General features: G+C 71.4%; 22 protein-coding genes and 1 pseudogene. 9 read left to right on the top strand and 14 right to left on the bottom strand.

Annotated features, from left to right (window positions below):
• On the bottom strand, positions 1–706 hold a 706-nt coding region (locus DQW85_RS39930; RefSeq protein WP_205315770.1), incomplete at its 3' end, for an nSTAND1 domain-containing NTPase.
• Positions 707–879: 173 nt separating this feature from the next.
• Between DQW85_RS39930 and DQW85_RS39935 the strand changes: the two genes are divergently transcribed.
• On the top strand, positions 880–1,800 hold the full coding sequence (locus DQW85_RS39935) for an LLM class flavin-dependent oxidoreductase (RefSeq protein ID WP_113704941.1): 921 nt from the start codon (positions 880–882) through the stop codon (positions 1,798–1,800).
• A gap of 132 nt (positions 1,801–1,932) precedes the next feature.
• Here the strand turns inward: DQW85_RS39935 and DQW85_RS39940 are convergent, their stop codons facing one another.
• Genes DQW85_RS39940 through DQW85_RS39950 form a run of 3 tightly spaced genes read right to left on the bottom strand, consistent with a single transcriptional unit; the run spans position 1,933 to position 4,585 of the window.
• The gene (locus DQW85_RS39940) at positions 1,933–3,108 is read right to left on the bottom strand and encodes a flavin-dependent oxidoreductase (protein WP_113704928.1); all 1,176 of its coding nucleotides are present in this window, start codon (positions 3,106–3,108) and stop codon (positions 1,933–1,935) included.
• Positions 3,109–3,159: 51 nt separating this feature from the next.
• Positions 3,160–3,855, bottom strand: coding sequence for a phosphatase PAP2 family protein (locus DQW85_RS39945; protein WP_113704929.1), 696 nt, complete (start codon positions 3,853–3,855; stop codon positions 3,160–3,162).
• The gene (locus DQW85_RS39950) at positions 3,848–4,585 is read right to left on the bottom strand and encodes a phosphatase PAP2 family protein (RefSeq protein WP_113704930.1); all 738 of its coding nucleotides are present in this window, start codon (positions 4,583–4,585) and stop codon (positions 3,848–3,850) included. The genes DQW85_RS39945 and DQW85_RS39950 overlap by 8 nt, the downstream gene beginning before the upstream one ends.
• Positions 4,586–4,731: 146 nt before the next feature.
• On the opposite strand from DQW85_RS39950, the gene DQW85_RS39955 reads away from it, so the two are divergent.
• Together DQW85_RS39955 and DQW85_RS39960 are read left to right on the top strand one after the other, a co-directional pair.
• Complete coding sequence (locus DQW85_RS39955; RefSeq protein WP_205315771.1) at positions 4,732–5,571, top strand: NAD-dependent protein deacetylase; 840 nt, start codon at positions 4,732–4,734, stop codon at positions 5,569–5,571.
• 142 nt (positions 5,572–5,713) lie between these two features.
• Complete coding sequence (locus tag DQW85_RS39960; protein WP_240197727.1) at positions 5,714–8,614, top strand: M36 family metallopeptidase; 2,901 nt, start codon at positions 5,714–5,716, stop codon at positions 8,612–8,614.
• 215 nt (positions 8,615–8,829) lie between these two features.
• Here DQW85_RS39960 and DQW85_RS39965 read toward each other — a convergent pair whose 3' ends face one another.
• Complete coding sequence (locus DQW85_RS39965; RefSeq protein WP_162795756.1) at positions 8,830–9,081, bottom strand: hypothetical protein; 252 nt, start codon at positions 9,079–9,081, stop codon at positions 8,830–8,832.
• A gap of 301 nt (positions 9,082–9,382) precedes the next feature.
• On the opposite strand from DQW85_RS39965, the gene DQW85_RS39970 reads away from it, so the two are divergent.
• Positions 9,383–12,703: a S8 family serine peptidase gene (locus tag DQW85_RS39970; RefSeq protein ID WP_113704933.1), complete on the top strand. Its 3,321-nt coding sequence runs from the start codon at positions 9,383–9,385 to the stop codon at positions 12,701–12,703.
• 167 nt (positions 12,704–12,870) lie between these two features.
• Positions 12,871–14,046, top strand: coding sequence for a helix-turn-helix domain-containing protein (locus DQW85_RS47820; RefSeq protein WP_113704934.1), 1,176 nt, complete (start codon positions 12,871–12,873; stop codon positions 14,044–14,046).
• 49 nt (positions 14,047–14,095) lie between these two features.
• Here the strand turns inward: DQW85_RS47820 and DQW85_RS39980 are convergent, their stop codons facing one another.
• The 8 genes from DQW85_RS39980 to DQW85_RS40000 form a co-directional block, all read right to left on the bottom strand.
• A complete protein-coding gene (locus tag DQW85_RS39980) occupies positions 14,096–15,214 on the bottom strand; it encodes a methyltransferase domain-containing protein (RefSeq protein WP_113704943.1) in 1,119 nt (372 codons plus the stop codon).
• A 29-nt stretch (positions 15,215–15,243) separates the two neighbouring features.
• Positions 15,244–15,381, bottom strand: a complete 138-nt coding sequence (locus DQW85_RS45170; protein ID WP_162795757.1) for a hypothetical protein — start codon at positions 15,379–15,381, stop codon at positions 15,244–15,246.
• A 139-nt stretch (positions 15,382–15,520) separates the two neighbouring features.
• The gene (locus DQW85_RS39985) at positions 15,521–16,102 is read right to left on the bottom strand and encodes a discoidin domain-containing protein (RefSeq protein ID WP_113704935.1); all 582 of its coding nucleotides are present in this window, start codon (positions 16,100–16,102) and stop codon (positions 15,521–15,523) included.
• A gap of 144 nt (positions 16,103–16,246) precedes the next feature.
• Entirely contained in the window at positions 16,247–16,414 is a 168-nt protein-coding gene (locus DQW85_RS45175) for a hypothetical protein (RefSeq protein ID WP_162795758.1), read from the bottom strand.
• Positions 16,415–16,576: 162 nt separating this feature from the next.
• On the bottom strand, positions 16,577–18,325 hold the full coding sequence (locus DQW85_RS39990) for a glycoside hydrolase family 36 protein (RefSeq protein WP_205315772.1): 1,749 nt from the start codon (positions 18,323–18,325) through the stop codon (positions 16,577–16,579).
• Between the two features lie 106 nt (positions 18,326–18,431).
• Entirely contained in the window at positions 18,432–19,238 is an 807-nt protein-coding gene (locus DQW85_RS45180) for a carbohydrate ABC transporter permease (protein ID WP_205315773.1), read from the bottom strand.
• Positions 19,235–20,176 carry a carbohydrate ABC transporter permease gene (locus DQW85_RS45185; RefSeq protein WP_205315774.1) on the bottom strand — a complete coding sequence of 314 codons (942 nt, stop codon included), beginning with the start codon at positions 20,174–20,176 and terminating at the stop codon, positions 19,235–19,237. Before DQW85_RS45185 ends, DQW85_RS45180 begins: the two co-directional genes overlap by 4 nt.
• 2 nt (positions 20,177–20,178) lie before the next feature.
• On the bottom strand, positions 20,179–21,513 hold the full coding sequence (locus DQW85_RS40000; protein WP_113704936.1) for an ABC transporter substrate-binding protein: 1,335 nt from the start codon (positions 21,511–21,513) through the stop codon (positions 20,179–20,181).
• Between the two features lie 238 nt (positions 21,514–21,751).
• Between DQW85_RS40000 and DQW85_RS40005 the strand changes: the two genes are divergently transcribed.
• A complete protein-coding gene (locus DQW85_RS40005) occupies positions 21,752–22,759 on the top strand; it encodes a LacI family DNA-binding transcriptional regulator (RefSeq protein WP_205315775.1) in 1,008 nt (335 codons plus the stop codon).
• A 66-nt stretch (positions 22,760–22,825) separates the two neighbouring features.
• Here the strand turns inward: DQW85_RS40005 and DQW85_RS40010 are convergent, their stop codons facing one another.
• Positions 22,826–23,359, bottom strand: coding sequence for an NUDIX domain-containing protein (locus tag DQW85_RS40010; protein WP_113704938.1), 534 nt, complete (start codon positions 23,357–23,359; stop codon positions 22,826–22,828).
• A gap of 195 nt (positions 23,360–23,554) precedes the next feature.
• Between DQW85_RS40010 and DQW85_RS40015 the strand changes: the two genes are divergently transcribed.
• The 3 genes and pseudogenes from DQW85_RS40015 to DQW85_RS45190 form a co-directional block, all read left to right on the top strand.
• A complete protein-coding gene (locus tag DQW85_RS40015) occupies positions 23,555–24,187 on the top strand; it encodes an RNA polymerase sigma factor (RefSeq protein WP_240197728.1) in 633 nt (210 codons plus the stop codon).
• A 79-nt stretch (positions 24,188–24,266) separates the two neighbouring features.
• Entirely contained in the window at positions 24,267–24,506 is a 240-nt protein-coding gene (locus DQW85_RS40020; RefSeq protein WP_113704940.1) for an anti-sigma factor family protein, read from the top strand.
• Between the two features lie 165 nt (positions 24,507–24,671).
• Positions 24,672–24,953 (top strand): annotated as a pseudogene (locus tag DQW85_RS45190) (glutamate-cysteine ligase family protein); the annotation flags it as partial.

Here is a 24,953-nt window from a genome sequence, read left to right on the forward strand (position 1 = left end):
AGTCCCGCTGCCGGGACCCCAGGCCGTTCTGCACGATCGCGACGCCCGCCACCGCGAGCAGCACGGCGACGAGCGCGGCGATCGTCGCCGCCACCTGCCCGCGGCGCCTGGCACGCGCGCGGGTGCGGACGCCGGACGCCTCCAGGAACGCCCGTTCCAGCGGGCCGGGCGCGAGATGCCTGCGTACGTTCGCCACCCAGTCCAGGCTCTCCTCGAGGACGGAGCCCCGCAGGAGATCCTCGTGCCTGCGCCCGTTGGCGTCCCACAGGCCGGCGGCCCTGGTCAGGGCGCTGTGGATGCGCAGGCCCTCGCGGTCGCCGTCGATCCACCGCCGCAGGCGCGGCCAGGCGCGCAGCAGGGCGGCGCTGACCAGCGTGACCGATTCGCCCCGCTGGACGAGCCGCCCGCGGTCCGTGAACGCCCGCAGCACGCGCTCGGCCCGCGACGGGTCCTCCACGCCGTCGAGCAGCTCCCTGCGACGCATCTCGCGTAGGGCGCGGTCGGCGGCCTCGTCCGAGACGATCATGCGGAGCAGGATCGCCGGGACGGCCGCCTGGTCGTCCGGGCCGAGCCGCCGGTAGACGCCCTCGGCCACCTCGGCGAGGGACGGCCGGGCGGGCGCGATGGTGAGGCCGCCTGTGCCGCCGCCTGCGACTTCGCCTGCGTCGTCACTGACCGCCTCGCGAACGCGCGGTGCCTCGATCATGCGGTCGCGGATGGTGGCCCGCCCCAGGGGCGGCCCTAGGGAAATCCCCTGCCGGACGTGGGAGGGTGCCCGGCCTGCCGGGCCGCCTGGAGGGTATCGGCTACCTGACGGCCTGCCGGGCCGTCGTGCCGGCTGCCCGCGTCGCCGGGCGGAGACCGGAGGAGGCGACACGCATGCCTGACTACGGCCACGACCTGCTGTTCGGGTCGTTCATCACCCCCGCCAACGAGGAGCCCCAGCGGGTCGTCGCGCTGGCGCAGGAGTCCGAAGCCGCGGGGCTGGACCTGGTGACCTTCCAGGATCATCCCTACCAGGCCGGCTTCCTCGACACCTGGACGCTGCTCTCGTACGTCGCCGCGCGGACCGGACGGATCCACCTGTCGGGAAACGTCACCAACCTTCCGCTGCGCCAGCCCGCCGTGCTGGCCCGGGCCGCGGCGAGCCTCGACCTGCTCAGCGGCGGTCGCGTCGAGCTCGGGCTGGGCGCGGGCGGGTTCTGGGACCCGATCGAGGCCATGGGCGGGCGGCGGCTGGCACCCGGGCAGGCCGTGGACGCGCTCAGCGAGGCGATCGACATCATCCGCGGCATCTGGGACGCCGGCGAGAAGGCGCGCCTGCGGGTGGACGGCGCCTACCACCGGGTCGACGGGGCCAAGCGCGGCCCCGCTCCGGCGCACGACATCGGCATCTGGCTCGGCGCCTACAAGCCCAGGATGCTCCGCCTCGTCGGCGCCAAGGCGGACGGCTGGCTGCCGTCCGTGCCGTACCTGGAGAGCATCCGTCAGCTCGCCGACGGCAACGCCACCATCGACGCGGCGGCCACCGAGGCGGGCCGGGACCCTGCCTCGATCCGCCGCCTGCTCAACGTCATGGGCCGGTTCGGGCCGCGCGGCGACGGGCTGCTGTCAGGCCCGCCCGATCAGTGGGCGGAGCAGCTCGCCGCCCTCACCCTGGAGGACGGCGTCTCGGCCTACATCCTCATGAGCGACGACCCCGGGGTGCTGCGGACCTTCGGCCAGGAGGTCGCACCGGCGACGCGCGAGCTCGTCGCGGCCGGGCGCGCCGCGAGCAGGACGCCCGGCGCACCCGCCTGAGCGACCAGAAGGGCGCCCGCCTGAGCGACCAGAAAGGCGCGCGGCTGAGCGAGACTAGAAGGGCGCGGCTGAGCGGCGAGAAGGGCGCGCGGCCGGGCGCCGAGAACGCGCGCACGCCCGGCCGGGCTCCCGTCACACCGACCAGGACGCCCGCTCGTTGAGCGCGGCCGGGACGAAACCGGCCGTCTGCTTGTAGCCGAGCGCGATCTCCTCCAGCTCGGCCCGCGGGATGACGTCCTCGATGTCGGCGAACCCCTCCGGGGCGCGCTCGTGGGCCAGCCTCAGCACCACCTCGGGGCCGTCGCGCCGGTTGGACTGCACGATCGCGTTGGTCGTGGGCCTGCGCTGGCTCTCGTAGTAGGCCAGGCCGCGCCCGGTCGCCAGGGCGTTGGCCAGCACGCGCGCGTCGATGACGGCCTGCGTGCCGCCGTTTGAGCCGGTCGGGTACATGGGGTGGGCCGCGTCGCCGAGGAGCGTGACCGTGTCGGTCGACCAGTGCGGGAGCGGGTCCCGGTCCACCATCGGATACTCGTACACCGCCTCCGCCGCCGAGATCAGGCCGGGCACGTCCAGCCAGTCGAAGTGCCAGTCCGCCACGTGGTGGACGAACTTCTCCAGCTCCACCTGCCGGTTCCAGTCGCCCCGCGGGGTGGTCTCGGGGGCCTTGCGCTGGATGGCCCAGTTGATCAGCACCCGTCCGTCGGGCTCCGGGGGCGCGATGGGGTAGATGACCACCCTCTGCCTGTCGTCACCGGCCATGAGCATGGACCGGCCCGTCATGTACGGCTTGGCGTACGTGGTGCCGCGCCACAGCACCTGGCCGCTCCACAGCGGCGGGCCCTCCTCGGGGAACAGGGCGGCCCGGACGCTCGAACGGATGCCGTCGGCGCCCACCAGCAGATCGGCGTCGTGGTCCAGCCCGGTCACGGGCGACCCGGTGACCACCGCGCCGGGGCCGAGCCGCTCCTTGACCGCGTCCAGCAGCATGAACTGCAGGCGTCCCCGGTGGATGGAGTACTGCGGCCAGTTGTAGCCCGCCGCCATGCCGCGGGGCTCCGACCAGATGACCTGCCCGTGGCGGTTGACGTACGTCAGGTCGGCCGTCGGCACCCCGATCTCGGCCAGGCGGTCGCCCAGGCCGAGCTCGACGAGCTCGCGCACGGCGTGCGGCAGGATGTTGATGCCCACGCCGAGCGGGCGGATCTCCGCCACCGCCTCGTGGACGACCACGTCGGTGATGCCGGCGGCGTGCAGGCTCAGAGCCGTGGTCAGGCCTCCGATGCCGGCTCCGGCGATGACAACGCGCAATGCATGACCTCCTCGCGGGCAGCATGATCTTGCCCGCTGGCGGCCCGATCTTCAAGGCCCATTCGCGTTTCGGGCGGGTACCGGCTGGTGTTCCCGCTCCGGCGGACGCCGGGCGAGGAACGCGCGGGCGGCCACCGCGACGCAGGCGGCGCCCAGCAGCAGGCCCCAGACGATGTCCGTGACGAAGTGCATGCCCCGGTACAGCCGCGAGAACGCCACGACGAGCGGCACGGCGACGGCGAGCGTCCACACCGCCACCCGCAGCGCCCCGCTCCGCAGGCGCGTGGACAGGATGAGCGCCACCGCGCAGAAGAAGCCGACGGCGGCGCTGACGTGGCCTGAGGGGAAGCTGGAGGTGGGCGGGGCCGGGTCGAGGTGGTGCACCGGTGGGCGGTGGCGGGCGACCAGGGCGCTGGTGGCCAGGAAGACGAGCGACTGGCTCCAGACGGCCGCCACCACGAACGCGGCCTCGTGACGGCGGCGGAGCAGACCGAGGACGACCGCGGTCAGCGCGGTGAACGCCACGATGTACGGCGTGTCGGACAGGCTGCTGCCGAAGTCGGTCAGGGTGTTCCACAGGGCGGTGCGCCGGGCGGCCAGGTCCGCGCTGACGGCCGCCTCGCCGGTGGGCAGCGCCGTGATCAGCTCCCCGGCGCCGTACGTCACCGCGGCCAGCGCCACCAGCGGCAGGAGCAGTGCCGACGCGTAGTACCGGATGTGCCTCACGTACTCGCCCCGCTCAGTCACGGGTGGCCTTCACCGATTCGGGCTCGATCCCTTCGAGCGGCGGGATGGCGGGCCTGCGGCCCTCGTCGCGGCGCCAGGTCTCGAACGCCGCCGTGGTGGCGGCGAGCACGGCCGCGCCGAGCACGATCCCGCCGAGCACGTCACTGACCCAGTGCACGCCGAGCGCGACCCTGGTGTACGAGACCGACAGGACGAGGAAGGCGGCCACGGCCCAGGCGACGAGCCGGCCCCGGGCCGGCAGCATCGGCAGGACGACCAGCACGATCACCCCCGCGCCGAGCGTGGCGTTGAGCGCGTGCCCAGAAGGGAACGCCTCGCCCGGCGCCAGCGCGACCGGGTCGGGCAGCAGCGGTCTGGCCCGATCGACGAGGATCTTGAGAGCCAGGCCGAGCAGCCCGCCCACGGTGATGGTGGTGATCGCCCAGAGGGCCAGCCGTGGGGCGCCCTTCCACACCAGCCAGCCGGCCAGCAGGGCGACGGCGACGCGCCATGGCCACGGCCCGAACACGTCGGTCCAGACGGTGAGCACCGCCGTCACGGCGGGATTGGCCAGCGCGTACTCGTGCAACGCGTGGGCGACGCCGGAGTCCAGGTCGTTGAGCGGCAGCCTGGCGACCACGAGCAGCAGGGTGAACGGGATCATGACGAGCGCCGCGGCCAGGGAGGCGAGGGTCAGCCGCGGCCCCAGGCCGTGTTCACGGTCCGTACGTGCTCTCTCAGTGGTGATCATGCGGAGGGAGCGCCTTTCTCCTCGGAGAGGGAATCGGTTCTGGGTCCACATCCGCCTCCGGCTACCCCGACACGGGGTGATCATCCCTGCGAGGACCGGGGGAGCCGCACGGCTCGGCGTCCTGGCGCGTCGGGCACCATGGAGGCGTGACCGTAACCTCGTGCTCGCCGTCCTTGGCGTCGCTGGCCGCGCTGGTGGCCGGGGGTGGAGTGGCGGTGCTCAGCGGGGCGGGCCTGTCCACCGAGTCGGGCATCCCCGACTACCGGGGGCCGACCGGCCGGGCCAGGCGGGCGGAGCCCATGACCTACCAGCGGTTCGTCGGCAGCGCGCAGGCGCGGCGGCGCTACTGGGCGCGCAGCCACGTCGGCTGGCGGCAGATCGGCCAGGCCCGGCCCAACGCGGGGCATCGGGCCGTGGCCGAGCTGGAGCGGCGCGGGCTGCTCGCGGGCATCGTCACCCAGAACGTGGACGGTCTCCACCAGGCGGCGGGCGCCCGGCGGGTGATCGAGCTGCACGGCGGCCTCGACCGGGTCGTCTGCCTGTCGTGCCGCGAGCGCACCTCCCGCCTCCGGCTGGACCAGCGCCTGAGGGCCGCCAACTCCGCCTGGCGGGCCGACGGGCGGATCAACCCCGACGGTGACGCCGTGCTCACCGACGAGCAGGTCGAGGGGTTCCAGGTGGTCGACTGCGCGGCGTGCGGCGGGCTGCTCAAGCCCGACGTGGTGTTCTTCGGCGAGAACGTGCCCCGGGCCCGGGTGGACGAGTGCTTCGCGCTGGTGGCGGGAGCGCGGGCGCTGCTCGTCCTCGGGTCGTCGCTGGCGGTGCGATCAGGCCTGAGGTTCGTCGCCAGGGCCGCCGAGCTGGGCATCCCGATCGCCATCGTCAACCAGGGGCCGACACGCGGCGACGCCGAAGCCGTGCTGACCTTGGACGCCCCACTCGGCGCCACGCTGACGGCCCTCACCGCCCGGATTCCCGTCTCCTGACCGGTCCGCCCGTCTACCTGACCGGTCCGCCCGTCTATACGCCGACTTTTCTGTCTTTACAAGATCTTGTCACTGCTCGGCGGCGGTGCTACCTCTTGCGGGATAAGCGTTGGATCAGCGCGTCCCCTGTGCAGGAGGAAGTGTGTCGACCAAACCCTGGTTACGCAGTGCTTTCGTGGCCGTCGCCGTCACGGCGGCGGCTTTGCCCATCACCGGAGCCGCCCAGGCCGAACCGGGCGGGAAGGCCCCGATCATCCATGACTTCCAGGCGGAGGAGCACGGCAAGCCCGACATCGACAACCGGCGGGGCACAGTGCGTCCGCCGGCCGGGATCTCCGCGCCGAGCGCGGCACCGGCGGCCGAGGTCCGCTGGAACTCCCTGGGCACCCCCGCCGTGGTCACCGGCGCCGAGCCGCTCGCCGAGGGCCTGGGCGCCGACCCCGAGCAGGCCGCCCGCGCCTACCTGAAGAACAACGAGAGCCTTTTCGGCCTGCCCGCCGCGGCGGTGGACGCCCTGGAGAAGGTTGCGGTCAACCCCATCGGCGAGGGCCACGCCGTGCTGCTGCGGCAGCGCTTCGGCGATCTGCCGGCGGGTGTGGACGGTCTCGTCGCGGTCGGCGTGGCCGGCGGGAAGGTCCGGCACGTCACCTCGTCGCTGTCGCGCCAGACGGGCGCGCCACCGGCCGCCGCCATCACCGCGCAGCAGGCACTTGAGATCGCGGCCAAGGACGGCGGACTCGACCTGGCCTCGGCGGTCACCAAGAAGGCCACCCCGGTGGCCGTGCCCGCGCCCGACGGCGTGCACAGCGCGTACCAGGTCGTCCTGATCGGCCGCGGCCAGAAGGAGGCCGCCGGCTACACCACGCACGTGGACGCCGTCAGCGGCGCGATCCTGGTCCGCGAGAACCTGGTCGACCACCTCGACCCGGAGAACCCGCGCTGGTCGGTCTTCCCGGCGAACCCGCCCGCCGACTACTCCTCCGCCGACACCCGCAAGGCCTGGTGCTTCACGGCCGCCCCCGGCTGCGACCGCGTGACCGGCGGCGACCCGGCGACAGGCAAGGCGTGGGACGTCGACCACGCCACCAACACGCCGGCCAACACCAGCGTCGGCAACTCGGCGCGCACCTTCGAGAACCGCGCCAGCGGCGACCCGTTCACGGTCGGCACCCGCGCCAACGTGGCCACGCCGAGCCGCGACTACACCTACCCGTGGCGCAACACCTGGCACCAGGCCAAGTGCGACCCCGCGGTGTTCGACCAGCCGGGCGAGAACGACCTCGAGGCCGCCATCGCCAACCTGCACGTCATGCACAACCGCATGCACGACTGGTCCTACCGGCTCGGCTTCACCGAGACCGCGTGGAACATGCAGGCGAACAACGGCGACCGCGGCGGGCTCGGCGGCGATCCCGAGCAGGGCAACGCCCAGGCCGGAGCCAGGGTCCTGTCCGTCCGCGACAACGCCAACCAGATCACCGGCCCCGACGGGGTGGCGCCCATCACCAACATGTACCTGTGGCAGCCGGTCGCCGGCTCGTTCTACGCCCCCTGCGTGGACGGCGACTACGACATGTCGGTCATCGGCCACGAGTACACCCACGCCATCTCCGGCCGCATGATCGGCGGCCCGAACGCCGGATGGATCGGCGCTCAGGGCGGCGCCATGAACGAGAGCACCTCCGACCTGTTCGCGATGGAGTACCTGAGCGAGTACGGCTTCCGCCCCGCGGGCGACACCCCGTACGTCACCGGCGGCTACGTCACCGGAGACCACGGGCGGGGCATCCGCAACTACGACATGTCCAAGTCGCCGCTCAACTACAGCGACATCGCCTACGACCTGGTCGGCCAGCAGGTGCACGCCGACGGCGAGATCTGGTCGGCCACGCAGTTCGACGTGCGCGACGCGTTCGTCGGGAAGTACGGCAAGGGCACCGCGAAGCAGCAGCGGGACTGCGCGGACGGCCGGACGCCGGTCGGCCAGTGCCCGGGCAACCGGCGCTGGGCCCAGCTCTCGTTCGACGCGCTGCTGCTCATGGCCTCGGGCGCGGTCAGCTACGTCGACCACCGCGACGCGCTGCTCGCGGCCGACACGATCCGCTTCGGCGGCGCGAACCACGACATCATGTGGCGGGCGTTCGCCGAGCACGGCCTCGGCCAGGGAGCGGCCAGCGTGACCCCGAGCGACCCCGACCCGACGCCGAGCTTCGTCGACCCCAAGGGCAGGAACGGCTCACTCCAGCTCAAGCCGCTGGGCGAGGCCAAGGACGCGGCGCTGCGGCTCTACGTGGGCGACTACGAGGGGCGCGTAGTCCCGGTCGCCGACACTGACCCCGCGACGCCGCTCGGCGACACCGTGCGGATGACACCCGGCTTGTACGACTTCGTGGTCACGGGCAACGGGTTCGGGCACACGCGGCTGAAGTACGCGGTCGTGGGCGGCGTGACACTGCCCCTCCCGCTGCCGCTCACCCGCAACCACGCCTCCGCCACCTCCGGCGCGGTGGCCTCCGGCGACGGCGTCAACCACGCGAAGCTGATCGACGAGACCGAGGCCACGAACTGGGCCTCGCTCACCGGCGCCCCCGCCGGCAAGTCGATCACCGTGGACCTAGCGGGCGACGCCCCCGTCAAGATCCGCAGGGTGCAGGTGAGCGCCATGCTCAGACCCAACGTCAACGACCCGGCCGACCCCGGCGTGCAGAACCGCTTCTCCGCGCTGCGCTCCTTCGAGGTGCTCGCCTGCGACTCCGGCTGCGCCGACCCGGCGAACTTCACGAAGATCTACACCAGCCCGGCGGACGCGTTCAAGACCGCACTGCCCCGCCCGCGGGGCGCCGACCTGCTCATCAAGTCGTTCCGGGTGCCCACCACCACGGCCGCGCACCTGATGCTCCGGGCGGTCACCACGCAGTGCACCGGCAACCCGCTCTACGCCGGTGAGCAGGACAGCGACCCCAACTCCGCGACGGACTGCGCCACGGCCAGCCCGCTGCGGGACCAGCTCCGGGCAGCCGAGTTCCAGGCGTACTCCCACTGATCGTCCACTGAGCGCGCCTGGCGCGCACGGCGGCGGCCCCGCCCCCTCGGCAGGGACACCGTTGGCGAAGTGGACCAAATAACAGCGGCCCCATGATCACAGATGTGATCATGGGGCTGGAGCCTGTCTCCGACGATACGCATCAGCTGGATGTTGAGCGTCACGAGATGTCAGTGCGAGACGACACCGTATGACAGTTGGGACGACACGAGTTGTCAGCCGAACAACGGGCCGCCCGGCTGGTTACGACTCCTCGGCACGAAATCTTCCTGTACGAGCGCTATGTAGCCGCCGTGCACGGTACCGGCCTGCCTGACTTCCGGTTTGGCGAAGCCGTTCTGCGCGGGTGCGGCCTGGACGGCGTACGAGGCAGTTGCCGACAGCCCGGCGATGGCCGCCAGTGCGACACCCGCCATGAAAAGCCCGCGGCGGAACCGGTTACAACGCTGCATGGGCAGTCCCTTCATCGGACGAGGAGGTGACTGGTATTCGCATGCCGAGCGCCCGCGGATTAGCGCGGAGTCGGGCTGACGTCGAGCTCCTGCGCATCTGAGACGTTGAGCATGGCCCCGTGATCACATTGGTGAGCGCGGGGCCGCTTCTGTCTTATCTACTTCGCCAACGGTGTCCTGGCGAGGGTGCGGGGCCGCCTGCCGTGCGCCGGGGGTCACCTCGCTTGACAGATCTGTTGTCAAGAAAAGAAACCTTCCAATAAAGCCGCCGACGCCTTGATGATCAGGCCATTCGCGTCCGTCGAAAGGACACACGATGGCAGACGTCAGGCGGATCCTCCTGGGCGGAGCAGCGCTCGGCCTGGTGCTCTCGGGCTTGTCGCCCGTGCGCCCGGCCGGGGCCGCCCCGCCTCCCGCGCCGCACGGGACCGCCAAGGTCCACCAGATCACCCTGGTGACAGGCGACCGGGTCACGCTCACCGAACAGGCCGGGGGAAGACAGAGCGCGGTGATCATCCCGGGGCCGGGCCGTACCGGGATCGCCTTCGCGCAACGGGTCACCAAGGACGCGGCCGGCCGCGTCCACCTCCAGGTGGTACCCGCCGACGCGAGCGGGCCGCTGGCCGCGGGTGACCTCGACCCGCGCCTGTTCGACGTATCCGAGCTGGCACGGCAGGGCATCGGCGAGGAGGCCAGGATCATCGTCGACTACGCGGGCGAGCCCCGCGCGGCCGCCGCGGACCGGATGCTGGCCGGGCTCGGCGCGTCCGTCTACCACGCTCCCGCGAAGGAGATGGCGGCGCTCTGGGACAAGCTCACCGAGGACCGCGGCCTGGCCCCCGGTGTGAAGAAGATCTGGCTGGACGGGCGGGTCAAGCTCTCCGACGACGCCTCCGTCGCCCAGATCGGCGCTCCCGAGGCGTGGAAGGCCGGGTTCACGGGCAAGGGCGTCCGGGTGGCCGTGCTCGACAGCGGCTACGACGCGGCACATCCGGCCCTGGCCGGGAAGGTCGCCGAGGCCAAGGACTTCTCCGACAGCCCGGACGGGGTGAAGGACAACGTCGGCCACGGCACCCACGTGGCCGGCATCATCGCCGGAGAGGGCGGCGGGCCCAAGAGCGTGGCGCCGGACGCCTCCCTGCTCGTCGGCAAGGTCTGCGGCGACGAGACCTGCGACGAGTCCGCCGTCATCGCGGGCATGGAATGGGCCGCGGGCAAGGCGAAGATCGTCAACATGAGCCTCGGCAGCGAACAGCCCAGCGACGGCACCGACCCGCTCTCCGAGACGGTGAACAGGCTCACCGCCGAGGCGGGCACGCTGTTCGTGATCGCCGCGGGCAACTTCCCCGTCCCCGGTTACATCGGCAGCCCGGGAGCCGCGGACGCGGCCCTGACCGTCGGCAGCGTGGACGCCTCCGACCAGGTCAGCTACTTCTCCAGCCGCGGCCCCCGCGCGGGCGACTACGCCATCAAGCCGGACATCACCGCGCCCGGCGAGGACATCCTGGCCGCGCGCGCGGCCGGCACGTCGATGGGTGACCCGGTGGACGACCTCTACACCAAGGCCAGCGGCACGTCCATGGCCACCCCGCACGTGGCGGGCGCCGCCGCGATCCTCGCGCAGCGCCATCCGGGATGGAGCCCGGCCCGGCTGAAGGCCGCGCTCACTAGCAGCGCGGCGCCCACGGCGGACACGTCCCCGTTCACCCAGGGCAGCGGGCGGCTGGACGTCGCCAGGGCGGCCCGCCAGCTCGTGCACGCCGACCAGACCAGCCTGAACTTCGGCTACCTGCGCTGGCCGTACAAGGAGGGCGACGACCTGTCGAGAACGGTGACCTACCGCAACGACGGCGACCAGCCCGTGACACTGACCCTGACGGCGTCCGCGCCCGAACTCGGGGACGCCGTCACGCTGAGCGCCACCAGCGTCACCGTGCCCGCGCACGGCACCCAGGACGTCACCCTCGGGCTGCGCAGGGCGGCGCTGAGCGGCAAGGGCTCGCAGGCCGGACGGATCGTCGCGAGCGGCCCCGGCGGCGAAGTGGTGCAGACGCCCTTCGGCGTGACGCTTGAGCCGGAATCGTATGAAGTCACCGTCAAGCTCATCGACAGGGCCGGAAAGCCCGCCTCCGACGAACTGCCGCAGACGCTCCTCGGAGCGGTCCTCGACGACGCGGGCCTGTGGTACTTCCCCGACGCCGAGGTGAAGAACGGGCAGGCCACGGTACGCCTGCCGAAGGGGCCGTACACGTTCGAGTCCGTGATCTACACGGGCGCGGACGAGCGGAGCGCTGACATCGCCGTCACGATCGACCCGAGGATCGTCGTCGACCGGGCCGGGATCACCGTGGTGCACGACGCCCGCCGCGCCAACCGGATCACCACCAAGGTCGGCGCGAGTGGCGTGGCCAGGCAGTGGGCCTCGCTGGACGGCATCTTCACCCGTGACTCGGGCGAAGCCGACAACATGCTCCTCTTCAGCGTGTTCGGACCTGGCAACGAGCTCTTTCTGGCCCCGGCCAAGGGCGACCCGGAGCGGATGTCGTTCGGCTACAGCACGGCGCTCATCTCCGAGCGCGACGCCTACTACCTGGCGTTCCCGCACCCGGGTGAGGTGCCCGCCGACCCGACCTACTCGGTTCGCAACAGCGACCTGACCCGGGTGGACGCCCGGTACCGCTCTCAGGGCGCGGTACAGGCGATCGGCGCCAGGGCGTCGCTGCCCTACTACCTGCCCCGCCAGGTCATCGCCCACGGCGGCTTCCACTCCCTGAACCTGCCGGCCAACCGCAAGGAGTTCTTCAGCCCCGGACCTGTGGAATGGTCCGACCACTTCCAGCAGCGCGCGCCCTCCGACCACCCGTTCATGCCGCAGGGCGTGGTCCTCGGCCTTGGCAGCCCACGGCCCGCCGGCGACTACCGGCAGGACTGGAACAACGCCGTCTTCGGACCCGCGCTGCGCTCGTACGACTACGGCTCCGGCATCATCCGCTTCGGTGACCAGCTCCGGGCGGTCGTCTCCAGCTTCACGCCCAGCGATCCCGGGCACATCGGCTTCCCGATCACCGACACTTTCTACGCCACCGGAAGCATGACACTGTCCCGGGACGGCAAGGTCCTCGGCTCGTCCCCCAACGTCAGCATGGGCGGGTTCGCCGTGCCCAGGGACAAGGGGACCTACACGCTGACGGTCGACGCCCAGCGGGCCAAGGCAGCCTGGACGAAGCTCAGCTCGCGGGTGACCACCGAGTGGACCTTCGACTCGGCAAGGCCCCAGGGAGCCTACGAGGTGCCGGCGCTTCCGGTCGTCACGGTCAGGGAGGATCCCCGGGCGCCGCTGGACGAGCGTAACCGGGCACCCGGGTTCGCGTGGTTCCCGATCGACCTCACCGTGGGCAACCAGCACGGCGCCCAGGCGATCAGAAAGTCGAAAGTGTCCATGGAGATCTCGGACGACGACGGCAAGACCTGGCGGCAGGCGTGGATCCGCGGCAACACCGGACACACCTGGCACGCCGCAGTGTTCAACCCCCGTGCGGACGCGGGCGGCGGCTTCATCTCGCTGCGGATCCGTGCGGGCAACGACGCGGGCGCCACCGTCACCCAGACGATCATGCGCGCCTACGCGCTGAAATAGCGCGCACGGGACCCTGACGGCAAGGGCCGGCCACCCAGGCGTGGCCGGCCCTTTCGCGTCGTGGGGAGATGCGCCATCCGACAGAAAATGGTAAAGTTTCTTTCTCATTAGCTTGACGGGCTGGTGCCGACCCGATTGAGCGGTGATCATCTTCACCTGGAGGTCCGGTGGAGGACGACCTGCCCATCCCGTTCGGCCACCGCCTGCGCGACTGGCGGCGCAGGCGCGGACTGACCCAGGCCGAGCTCGGCTCGCTCGCCGGCTACACCGGCTCGCAGGTGAGCCGGATCGAGAGCGGCACCCGACGGGTCCCCACCGGCTTCGCCGAGCGGTGCGAGGCGATCCTGCGGGCCGACGGCGAGCTGATGGACACCTGGCTCGCCGCGGAACGTCGCCGGGCGCGCCTGGCCCGGCCGCCCGCGCGCGTGGAGCCGTCCATGGTCCGGGCGATGTCCTCGATCTACGACGCCTACTTGCGAGCCGAGGGACAGGTCGACGGGGGAGCCCTGCTGCCCGCGCTCGAGGCGCACCTGCGTGCGCTGGCGGGCTGGCGGCAGGCCGCCGAGGGGCAGGTCCGGACCGAGGTGACGCGACTGTCGGCCGACTTCGCGTACCTGGCCGGCTGGATGCGCTACGACCGGGGCGACAGCGGGGCGGCACTGGCCTGGTACGAGACCGCGCGCGGCTGGGCGGAGTCGGTGGGCTACACCGACCTGGCCAGCCTGTCACTCGCGCAAGCCTCCACCGTGGCGTGGACGCGGGGTGACGCGCCGCGGGCCGTCGACCTCGCGGGGGCGGCGGCGGACCGTGGACGGGCGGCCCATCCGGGCATCCGCGCCTGGGCCATGATCGCGAAGGCGCGCGGCCACGCGCTCATGGGCGAGGCCAGCGCCTACGCGCGCACCCTGGACAGGGCCGAGACCGTGGCGGCCGACGGCGGGGACGGAGAGGGGCCGGCCTGGCTCCAGGAGCCGACGTTCACCGTGGTGCTCTCGCTGGCCCGGGGCACGGCCATGCGCGACCTGGCCAGGCTCACCAGGCGCCCGTCCGCCGCCAGGATCGCCGCCGGCGAGCTGGGCCTGGGCACGGCGCTCATGCCCGCGGAGCTGCGCCGCGACAGGATCATGGTGGGTGCGCGCCTGGCCGACGCCCTGGGCCTGGCCGGGGAGGCCGACCAGGCGGGCGAGCTGCTGGCGGGGCTGGCGGCGACCGCCGCGACGATCCAGTCGGAGCGCGTGCTCGGGGAGTTCCGCGCCGTCTGCCGCCGGCTCATGCGCGTGTACGGCACATCCGGGGCGTTGCGCGACAGCGGCGAGGCCTTACGCGTGGCAGGCGTCGTCTGATCAGGCCCATCTTGCAGGTTCGCCTGGAGGTGCGCCTACGCCTCGTGCGTCACGAGACGGCCGATCGGCACGGGCCGATGGCACGTTCGGGCGTGTCGAGCCAGAGCCGCTGCCCCTCAGGGGTGACCGTCATGCCGAACCGGTCGAGCCCTGGCTCGCCCCAGCTCACCCAGCGGAAATAGGCGTCCGCCACTTCCTCCCAGAGGCGCCGGTCACCGAGCTCGTACACCATGTGCTCGGTGTCGGACCGGTGGACGGCGGCCGCCCACTGGCCGGCGTCGCCGGGATCGACCAGGTACAGGACGAAGCCCGCCTCGTCGCTCACGCGCGTGCGCAGACCGGTGAGCGCCGACATGACCAGACCGGCTCCGGCGGGCGCGTACGCGATCGTGCGTGGATCCACCCGGATGGCGAACCGCTTGCCGCTCCCATCGTCCGGATCGCAGGGAGTCGCGCCCTGCGAGCGCATCATCATGTACGAGGTGTAGCCCGGGAATCGTCCGATCGCGGTGCCGTCCGGCCGGACCACGAGACGGAGCGACTGGTCGGTGTCGAAGCCGGGGGAGTACGGCGCGACGATCACCGCGCCGGGCCGGCTCTGCTCGATCCAGGCATAGGGAACGGTGTGTACGCCACAGGTGACGTGTACCCGGTCGTACGGTGCTCCGGCTGCCCAACCGGCCGCCCCGTCACCGACGATCAGGCGAGGGCGCACCCCGGCCGTGGCCAGATTCTTCGCCGCCTGCCCGGCGATCGCAGGGTCGATTTCGATCGACGTGACGCGGGCGGCTTCGCCGACCAGGTGGGACAGCAGCGCGGCCGTCCAGCCGGTTCCGGTGCCCACCTCGAGCGTGCGGTGCTGGGGTTGTGGATTCAGCAGTTCGAGCAGGTCGACCACGGTTTCGGGGGCGGAGTTGGATGAGGTGTAGCGTCCTTCCGCGTCGCCGATGTCCGTCGCGCCGCCGTCGAGTTGCGTCACGATGGCGGCTGTTCCGTACACGGCCGTCCACCATGCCTCGGGGTCGTTCGCCTGGTCGATGAGCTCGGGTCCCGTGTCAGTGAGAGCCACACCCACCGGGGGCACGAACAGGTGCCGCGGTACGGCGCGGAGCGCGTCGACGATCGTGTCGCTGATCAGGCCGCGATTCTCGCCTAACGCAGCGATCATGCCTTCGACGCGGGCGGCGAGGCCGGGCATCACTTCTCTTTGCCGCCCTTGCCGTCCTTCGCGTGCTTGCCTCCGCCGCCGCCGACACCGTCCCCCTTGTTCTTTTCGTCTTCGGGAGGCTTGAACGGTTCCAACTCGGACTTGTCGCCCTCGTGCTTGCCGGTCATGAATTGCCCTCCCTCTATTCAGGGGAACGTTCTCCGTGACCATATAGTCACTGTCTGTTGCGGGCAAGGGGCGATGGAGTAAATGGGCCGGTACGGCCAGCGCCGGGCGCGGGCCGTACCGGCCGTACCGGAAGGGGTGTCAGTTGCTGTGGCGGACGGGGTGGCGCCAGCCGACGTAGAGCTCGTCGATCGCGAGCTTGTTGTAGAAGCTCGGCACGGTGGGGGAGCCCCAGGTGCTGTCGATGTCGAGGCGGATGTGGCGGGTCTTCAGGTTGCCGAGGTCGATGAAGCGTACGCCCTTGGCGCTCTCCAGCACGCCGGCCTTGACCTGCTTCCAGGTGTCGCCGTCGATGCTGACCTGGACGCGATAGTCCTTGATCCGGGTGGAGTCCTCCTTGCGGCCGAAGGCCCCCCTGTTGTGGGTGGGGGACCATTCGCGCTGGTTGACCGCCAGGTAGCGGGCCTTGCGGACCTCACCGAGGTCGAGCGTGAGCGAGGCGGGGATCTGCTGCTTGGCGTCCCAGTAGGTCAGGTAGTCGCCGTCCACCAGCGCCTCGGTGCCGGTGGTGCCGCCGGTGGCGGTGATCGTGCCGGGCGGGTAGACGCCCTGCCGGTCCTCGGCGGTCTTGACCTTGAAGGTCGTCCTCGACGACGGTGGTGGCCGCGTAGCCGCCGTCGTTGATCCGGCCGGGCTGGAAGCCGCCGTGGTACCACCACTCATAGTCGATCGTGAAGCACGCCTCGGTGATCCTCGGCATCGGGGTCCAGACCGACCCCGGATAGTCGCAGTACGGCGTCATGCCCTTCTTCTGCTCATGGCTGACCATGTCCCTGATCGGCGTGCCCTCGTTGTTGTTGGACAGCGTCATCTCGGGTCGCTCGGCCCGGATCCGCTGATAGAGCTTGTTGCGCTCCCAGTAGGCGTTGCCTCGCGGGTGGTGATGTCGATCTGCTTGCCCTTGTAGGCCGAGTAGGCCGCCGAACTCAGGTAGGAGGTGCCGGTCTGGTTGTGCCACTGCGGGTCATCGGTCATGTAGAGGATGACCTTCAGGCCCTTGGCCTTGGCGGCCTTGATCAGCTCGCCCAGGAAGTCCCGCTTGGTGCTGGCGCTGCCCGGGATCTTCGACGGCCAGGTGCGGACGAAGCCGAGATTGCTTCATGGTGACTCCTCGAAATGGCATATCTGCCGTCTTTCTCAGGAAGAAGGCGCGCCGGATCCGGCTCTGCGGGGATCGGCGATGCGGAGTGAGACCAGTCCAGAGGGCGGCACGGTCAGGACCGTGACGCCGGGCCGCAGCGATCGGCTGCGCGTGCCGACGAGCCGCCCCCGCGCGTCGTAGACCGTCTCCTGGACGTCCGCCGCGCCCTGCGAGACCTCGATGACGATCCGGTCCGCGGCCGTCACGTTGACCAGGTCGATCTCTCTGTGGGACAGGTCCACCGCGGCCACCCGGTCGGCGTGCAGCACGATCACCTCCCGGTCGCCGGTGCGGGCGCTGATCACGGGGTAGAGCTCGTCGGGGCGGCCCGGTTCGACGTCCCCGTCGAGCAGGACCGGGCGCAGCCGTTCCCACTGGCGGAGCCAGAAGGCGAGCCATTCGCGATGGTCGGCGCGCATCTCGGTCAGGCGGTTGGAGATCTGCGGGACCGCCTGCAGCACGCTCAGCAACTGGCGGGCCGCCCACGCCGGAGTGGCCTCCGGGTCCCACATGAGCATGTCCGAGTGGACCGCGCCGCCGAGCGCGAGCAGGCCCGCGTCGATGGTCCGCACCCGGTTGGCGGTGGCGTCGGCCGGGCAGTCGGTGGCGCGCAGCAGGTTCCCGTAGGCGGCCATCCCGTGCCCGAGGTACGGCTGGCGCAGCTCGATCATGCTGCCGGCGGGCAGCGCCGCCCGCAGCGCGCCGAGCAGGTCCGCCATGGCGGCCCCCGCTCCGGAGTACACCCCGGCGTCGTCCAGGAAGTCGATCTTCAAGCCGTCCAGGCCGTAGTCGCGGATCAGCCGTACACAGGTGGCGACCACGTGCTCGCGCACCTCGGGAACGCGCGGGTCCAGCACGTACGCCCCGGGCCCGGTCGGGCTGGCCACCGGCGCCAGGTGCGCGAGCCGCGGGTACGCCCGAGACTCGGGGCCGAGCAGGAGCGGCGCGATCCAGGCGAGGTAGGACATGCCGGTGGCCCGGACCCTCGCCACGTGCCCGGCGAGGTCGGGGAACTTGGCGGTGTCCACCGTCCAGTCGCCCGCCCAGGCGTAGCCGCGCTTGGTGCCGTACTCCTGCCAGCCGTCGTCCAGGATGAGCACCCCGCAGCCGAGCCCCGCGGCCAGCTCGGCCTCCTCCTCCACCTCGGCCGCCGTGACGTTCTGCCCGAAGGCGTACCAGGTCGAGTAGACCGGCGCCCAGGCCGTCTCCGGCGTCGGCAGGGGCGTGATCGGCGCGTGGCCGCGCAGGTGCGCCCGCAGACGGCGCAGCGCCGCCGCCACCGACGCCGAGCGGGGCGCGAGCACCAGCGTGTACGGCGCCGCCCGCGCGACGGGATGCAGGTGCACGACGAACGTCCTCGACTGTTCCGAGACGCCGAACACGACCTCGGTCTCGGCCAGGGGGTCCTCGGCGGCGAAGGCCAGCAGCGTGGCGCCCGACGTCTGGTACAGGCAGCCCACCGCGGCGCCGTTCACCAGGGAGGTCCGCATGCGGCCCGCCCAGTCGGGAAGCAGGGAGCGTTCCCACCCGCAGGCGGGGTGCCAGAACCCGACGGCGTCCCGCAGGGGCGAGGCCAGCCGGATCTCCAGCGGCGTGCCCTCGGGCGCGGAGACGTCGAGGGCGACCAGCCCGCCGGGCAGCTCGCGCGTGGTGTACGGCGCGGGGGTGCCCGCGGCGAGGACGGCGACGGTCACGTCGTCGATCAGGTGGCGGGTGGGGGCGGCGGGGCGCTCTGCTGTCGTCACGGCGCTCAAGGTCGTAACGGCGGTCAAGGGCGTCACGGCGGTCAAGACTGCACTCCTTGTGAGTCCGGGGAGACCGGTGGCCCGGTCCGTTGCGAGGTCGTGTCGCTCATCCCTTGGTCGCTCCGCTCGTCAGTCCCTTCACGAACTGCTTCTGCAGGGCCAGGTAGAAGACGACGACGGGGAGGGTGGCCAGGAACATCAGCCCGAAGACGGTGCCGAAGTCGACCTGATACTGGCCGACCGCGCGATAGATGCCGGTGGTGATCGTGGTGCCCTGGCCGGGGCCGAGGATGATCAGCGGGTTGAGGAAGTCGTTCCAGATCCACACCCCGAAGAAGATGATCGCGCTGGCGCTGGCCGGGCGGAGCAGCGGGAAGACCACGCGCCAGAACGCGCTGAGCCGCCCCGCCCCGTCGATCGCCGCGGCCTGCTCCATCTCGATGGGGATCGTCCGGACGAATCCGGCGAAGACGAAGACGCCGAAAGGGACGTAGTAGCCCACGTTGAACAGCAGCAGTCCCTGCACGGTCGTCATGAGGTCGAACAGCCGCAGCACCTGCACCACCGGCAGCAGGATGACCTGCGGCGGGATCATCAGCCCCGACAGCAGGACGAGCGTGGCGATCCTGCCCCAGCGCGAGTCCGTGCGCGCCAGATAGTGGCCGAGCATCGCCGACAGCACCGTGAGCACGGCCACGGACAGCCCGGTGACCATGAGGCTGTTGCCCAGGCTGGCCCAGAACAGCCGGTCGGGCCTGGACAGGACGGCGGCGATGTTGTCCAGCATGGGCGGCACCGGCAGGCCGACCGGGTCGGGCGCGATGTCGGGGCCGTGCTTGAAGGTGTTGGCCAGCACCACGTACAGCGGGACGGCGAAGATCGCGCCCACCACGGTGGTGATCAGTGCTCTCAAAGCCTGACCTCCCTGCGCTGGAGCAGGCGGAGGGTGATCGCGGAGGCCGTCGCGATGATGACGAGCATGACGACCGCCATCGCGGAGGCGTAGCCCTGCCGGTTGGCGGTGAAGCCGGTGTGCAGGATCACGAAGGCGATGGTCGCCGTCGAGCCGGAGCCCGGCCCGCCGTTGGTGATCACCTGGATGTGGTCGTACGCCTTGAACGCGGTGATCAGCAGCACCACGGTGTTGATCGTCAGCGCGGGGGCCAGCAGCGGCCAGGTCACGCGGCGGAAGCGGGCGACCGGGCCGGCGCCGTCGATCGACGCCGCCTCTTGGAGCTCGTGCGGGACGGCCTGCAGCCCGGCCAGGTAGACCACGACGCAGAAGCCGAGCATCTGCCAGGCCATGATCGCGGCGAGGGAGTAGAGCGCGAGGTCCGGATCGGACAGCCATCCGACCTTTGGCACTCCAGCCCACCCGAGCACCTGGTTGACCACGCCGTCGTCCGCCAGCAGCCGCGTCCACACCACGCTGACCACCACCGAGCTGAGCACGACGGGCACGAAGAACGTCGCCCGCCAGGCGTTGTAGAACCAGCCCTTGCGATCGAGCAGCACCGCGACGGCCAGTCCCGCCACGTTCGGCACGACGACCAGGATCACGGTGAGGATCACGGTGACCCGCAGCGCCGTCAGGAACTCCTCGTCGCGCAGCAGCAGCGCGTAGTTGCGCCCGCCGACGAACGTCGTCGGCGGGTTGAACGGGTTGTAGCTGGTCAGGCTGTAGCCGAAGCTGACCACGATCGGCGCGAGCACGAAGCACAGGTAGACCAGCATGCCCGGGGCGGCGAAGACGCCGAAGTGCCCGAGGTCGCGCCAGATCAGCCGGCGCCGGCGGGCGGTGGCGGTGATCGCCGCCGCCCGACGGCGCCGGGTGCCGACATCGGTCGTCATGATCAGGATGCCTTTTCCCACTCGGCGTCGAGGTAGGCCGCCGCGTCCTGTGCCGACTTCATGCCGATGATCACGTCCTGGACGGCCGCGTAGACCTTCTCCGTCATCCCGGCGATCAGCGCGTCGCCGCCGGTCTCCCAGGAGAACGCCTTCACCGTCGCGTTGCCCTGGACGTGCTCCGTCCACAGGGCGTAGGTGGCCTTGAACACCGGTCCGGTGTCGGCGGGCGGCGTGTAGCCCTTGATCGCCGGGAAGAGCGCGTCGGACTTCACGGAGTTGTCGAGGTTGGCCTTGTCGAGCTGGAAGGCCAGCGTGAACTTCTTGGCCGCGTCCAGGTGCCTGGAGTTGGCGTTGACCTCCAGGCCGCCGCCGGTGTAGCCGGGCAGGAGCGGCGCGCCGTCCGCGGTCGGCCAGGCGAACACCCCGACGTCGTCCTTGATGTCGCTCTTGTCGCCCGCGGCGGCGAACCACGAGCCCATCGGGTACATCGCGCCCTTGCCCTTGAGGAACGCCTGCTCGGTCGCGGCGTAGTCGAGGGAGACCATGCTCTTGTCGATGTAGCCCTTGCCGGCCAGGTCGCCGACCAGACTGAGCGCCTTGACGAAGTCGGGGTCGGCGAACTTGGTCTTGCCGGCGCGGCGGTCGAGCATCCAGTTCGGGTTCTTCTTGTAGACCTCCGTGGCCACCGTGGCGGTCAGCGGCAGGACGCTGGGGAAGGCGTCCTTACCGCCGCCCACGACGAACGGGGTGATCCCCTTGGCCTTGAGCTTGGCGGCGGCGTCGAGCAGGTCGGCGTACGTCTTGGGCGGAGCGGCGATCCCCGCCTTCTCGAACATCGACTTGCGGTAGTAGACGTTGGGGATCGTCTGGGTGTTCGCGGGCAGCTGGTAGACCTTGCCGTCGATGGCGCCGCCGTCGGGGACGATGAAGTCCTTCAGCTCGTCGGGCCGCCAGGCGTACAGGTTCTGGGCGGCGCCGATGTCGGTGGGCTTGACCGCGAGCATGACGTCGGGGAACTGGCCGGACGCCAGCAGCTGCTTGGCGTACCCGGTGCGGTCCACGGTGGGGGTGACCAGCTTCTTGACCTTGATCTCGGGGTGCTTGTCGGTGACGCGCTCGATGGCCGCGTCCCAGTACTCCGGGGGCAGGTTCGGGGTCTCGAAGGTGAGGAAGCTGATCTCCTGGGGCGCTGCCGCCGGCGCGCCGCCGCTCTTCCGGGGCGCGGTGTCGGCGACGCTGCACGAACTCAACGCGATCGCCACGGCGGCGGCGAGGGGCACGGCGGCGGCGGGGGGCACGGACAGCCTGCGGTTCTTCGTCGGGGGGTCGGTGTGCATGGGTGGGATACCTCCGTCAGGGGGCAGTGCGGCGGTCCCCAATCCCGTGAACGTTCACGGGACCGCTCACGAGCACCTTGCTCCCGCGAGACCTCCGATGTCAATAGACGGAAACAGGCCGGAAATCCGGCGTTGACGCATCCGCCTCCCTCGCCGCATGATCGGTCGTGAGCGTTCACGTGAACGATCACGCAGTCATGGGCCCGTGGGCGGGCCAGGGGAGGTTAGAGTCTCAGTCGTGCCGACGACGAACAGGCCGCGCCGTGTCACGATCGACGACGTGGCGCGGGCCGCGAGGGTTTCGCGCCAGACGGTCTCCAGGGCGATCAACGACAAGTCCGAGATCGACCCCGAGACCCGGCGGCGCGTCCTGCAGGTCGCGCAGGAGATGGGCTACCGGCCCAGCCGGTTCGCGCGCGGCATGGTCCGGCAGGACGTGACCACCCTCGGGTTGATCATCGCCGACGTGCTGAACCCGTTCTTCCCCGAAGTGGTCGACGGCGTCCTGGAGGCGGCCGACGGCCGGGGCTGGCAGGTGGTCGTGTACGCCACGGGCTCCGAACGGGCCAAGGAGCTCGCGGTGGCGGAGGCCGTGCCGAAGCACGTGGACGCCTGCGTCGGGTTCATCCTGCACGAGGAGGCCATCCGGACGATCGCCTCGTCGGGCATCCCGTTCGCCGTGCTCGACCGGCGGGGCCGCGACCTCGCCGTGGCCGGGGTCGACATCGACTTCCGCGACGGGATCCGGCAGGGCCTGGACCACCTGACGGAGCGTGGCCACCGCAGGATCGCGATGATCGACGACCGGGCGCACGCACTGTCCGGCGCGCCCCACGCCCGCCGGGCCGCCTACCTGGCCTACGCGCGCGACCACGGGCTGCCGGTCGGCGAGCGGTGGATCCAGCCGGCCGACAACTCCACCGAGGGCGGGGCCGCGGCCATGGACGCGCTGCTCGCCGAACATCCCGACGTGACCGCGGTCTTCGCCTACAACGACCTCATCGCCATCGGCGCCATGCGCCAGGCGATGAAACGCGGCCGGGAGGTGCCGGGGGACTGCGCGTTCCTCGGCTTCGACGGCCTGGCCCTCGGCGAGCTCGTGGATCCCATGCTGACCACCCTCTACATCGACAAGCGGCGCTTCGGAAAGCTCGCCGTCGAGCAGGTCGCCACCCTCATGACGGAGCCCGGCGAGGTGATGGACGCCGTCATCCGCCCCGAGCTGGTCGTCAGACGCTCCACCTGACCCCGCCGAGCCGGTCAGCGGCATCAGACGCTCCACCTGACCCCGCCGAGCCGGGCCTGAAGGCGTCTAATGCGACGGGCGGGCCCGCAGGAGGTCGGCCAGGAAGTGCAGCAGTGCCGCCGACGTGGTCGCCGAGGTGATGGTCTGCTCGTCGATGAGCTGCTGGACGTGGAGCATCGGCAGCCACTCGGCCCGCCCGCCCTCCTCGTCGCCGGCCGGCGCGGTGCCGGGGGAGGCCTGGTTGGCCACGAAGATCAGGTGGTCGCAGTCGGCGACGTCCCCCGCCGGGCGGATCCGGATCAACGGGAGCAGCGGCCCCGGCCGCCAGCCGGTCAGCTCCGTCACGTGCCGGGCCGCGGCCGCCTCGGGCTCCTCGTCCGGGCCGATCTCGCCGAGCGGGATCTCCCATCCCCACGTGTCGGTGATGAGGTGGTGCCGCCACAGGAGCAGGACGCGCCCGCCGTGGAAGACCACCGCCCCGGCGGACGGGGGCGTGCGGATGAAGGGCCGCTCCACATGCCCGCCATCGTTCAACGCGACGTCCACGACGCGAAGATCGACCCCGTTCGCCGCGTAGAGCAGCCGTTCCGACCGTCGCATGGGACGCTCCTCACCGATTCGCCGGGGCCTGCTCTTCGACAATACGCACAAGGTGGCCCCGCCCGCCGAAGCGGGAAGGAAGAACGTCGGTGGGAGAGATTAGCGTGGGAGGTGTCGTCCCGCCGCGGGACGCCGGGCCCCGGCCCGGCACCGAGGTCATGAATGTCCCAGTGCTCGACCGGAAGGAAAGCGATCGTGGGGTCTTTCGCGGGCGGAGGACTGCCCCCGGACGACGTCGTCGTCACGGCCCTGCGCGCCGGCGACGAGGCGATGTTCGCGGCGCTGCTGGACACCTGGTCCGGGGGTCTGCTCCGGGTGGCCAGGTCCTACGTGTCCACCGACCACTCCGCGGAGGAGGTCGTCCAGGACACGTGGCTGGCGCTGATCGGCGGGATCGACTCCTTCGAGGGCCGCTCCTCGGTCAAGACCTGGGTCTACCGCATCCTGGTCAACATCGCGAAGAAGCGCGGCGTGCGCGAGAGCCGCACGCTTCCGTGGAGCGCCTTCGAGGGGGACGGCGGCGGGTCCGCGGTCCCTGGACCGGTGCCGCCGGGCGGGTGGAAGGAGGTCCCCGCGGCATGGCCGACGCCCGAGGGCGAGGCGCTGGCCTCGGAGGTGCGCGGGGTGATCGCCGAAGCCCTGGACGGGCTGCCCCCTCGGCAGCGCACCGTCATCACCCTGCGCGACGTGGAGGGATGGAGCTCCGATGACGTGTGCGAGGTCCTGGAGATCTCCGCGGCCAACCAGCGGGTCCTGCTGCATCGCGCCCGAGCGGCGGTGCGCGGCCGGCTGGCGGACTACTTCGAATCCGTGAAACCGCCAGAATGAGCTGGCGGGCTCCTTCCGGTCCGGGTAGCAGTCACAATAAGTGAAACGGTTCATCTACTGGCGAAAAGGGCGGTGCGTCGTGAAGCGGTTCACCTGCGACGAACTGGTGGAAGTCATCACCGCCTACCTTGACCACGCCCTCGATCAGCGGGCGTGCGACGGCGTACGGCGGCATCTGGCCTGCTGCGAAGGGTGCGAGCGCTACTTCGAGCAGTTCCGCGCGACCATCGGCGTCCTCGGCGACCCGCCCCCGGAGAAACTGCGGGCCGACGTGCAGGACCGGCTCATGTCCGCCTTCCGCGAGCGGCGGCAGGCGTAAGGCTCCACACGGCCGGTGCGTGGATCGAGCACCAGTCGGTTTGCGGATCGGCGCGCCGTCGTCGCGCGGGCTCTCCCGCTCGCGTTCTCGCGCCTCCAAGATCCCCCTGTAACGTTCGGGAGGCTCGCGGGTCTGTAGAGCCATGCGCTCTGCGAAGAAGAGACGATGGTCGGGCTGACCGCAGAGGACACGCCGCTGCGGGACGCCGCGGAGGTGGCGGACTTCGCGCGCCGCTGTTTCCGTCCCGCCGCCGCGGACCATGTGGGCGTCGAGCTGGAGTTCCTGGTCTTCGACAGCACGGCGGTGGGCAGTCATGTCCCGCTGGCCCGGGTCGAGCGGGCCCTGCCGGCGCTGCCGGGCGGCAGCGCGGTGACGTTCGAGCCGGGCGGCCAGCTCGAACTGTCCGGCCCGCCGGGCCCGCTGCGCCACGCGCTGGACCGCCTGGCC

The organism is Nonomuraea lactucae (assembly GCF_003313395.1).
Taxonomy (GTDB): Bacteria; Actinomycetota; Actinomycetes; order Streptosporangiales; family Streptosporangiaceae; genus Nonomuraea; species Nonomuraea lactucae.

Excerpts from the sequence above, each read along its gene's own strand:
- DQW85_RS45185 (WP_205315774.1), bottom strand. The coding sequence starts at position 20,176 with ATGACGACCGATGTCGGCACCCGGCGCCGTCGGGCGGCGGCGATCACC.
- DQW85_RS39985 (WP_113704935.1), bottom strand. The coding sequence starts at position 16,102 with ATGAGTGGTGGTACCACGGCGGCTTCCAGCCCGGCCGGATCAACGACG.
- DQW85_RS40010 (WP_113704938.1), bottom strand. The coding sequence starts at position 23,359 with ATGCGACGGTCGGAACGGCTGCTCTACGCGGCGAACGGGGTCGATCTT.
- DQW85_RS40000 (WP_113704936.1), bottom strand. The coding sequence starts at position 21,513 with ATGCACACCGACCCCCCGACGAAGAACCGCAGGCTGTCCGTGCCCCCC.
- DQW85_RS39935 (WP_113704941.1), top strand. The coding sequence starts at position 880 with ATGCCTGACTACGGCCACGACCTGCTGTTCGGGTCGTTCATCACCCCC.
- DQW85_RS45175 (WP_162795758.1), bottom strand. The coding sequence starts at position 16,414 with ATGACCGATGACCCGCAGTGGCACAACCAGACCGGCACCTCCTACCTG.
- DQW85_RS45170 (WP_162795757.1), bottom strand. The coding sequence starts at position 15,381 with ATGACCGGCAAGCACGAGGGCGACAAGTCCGAGTTGGAACCGTTCAAG.
- DQW85_RS39950 (WP_113704930.1), bottom strand. The coding sequence starts at position 4,585 with ATGATCACCACTGAGAGAGCACGTACGGACCGTGAACACGGCCTGGGG.
- DQW85_RS39965 (WP_162795756.1), bottom strand. The coding sequence starts at position 9,081 with ATGAAGGGACTGCCCATGCAGCGTTGTAACCGGTTCCGCCGCGGGCTT.
- DQW85_RS39970 (WP_113704933.1), top strand. The coding sequence starts at position 9,383 with ATGGCAGACGTCAGGCGGATCCTCCTGGGCGGAGCAGCGCTCGGCCTG.
- DQW85_RS39980 (WP_113704943.1), bottom strand. The coding sequence starts at position 15,214 with ATGATCGCTGCGTTAGGCGAGAATCGCGGCCTGATCAGCGACACGATC.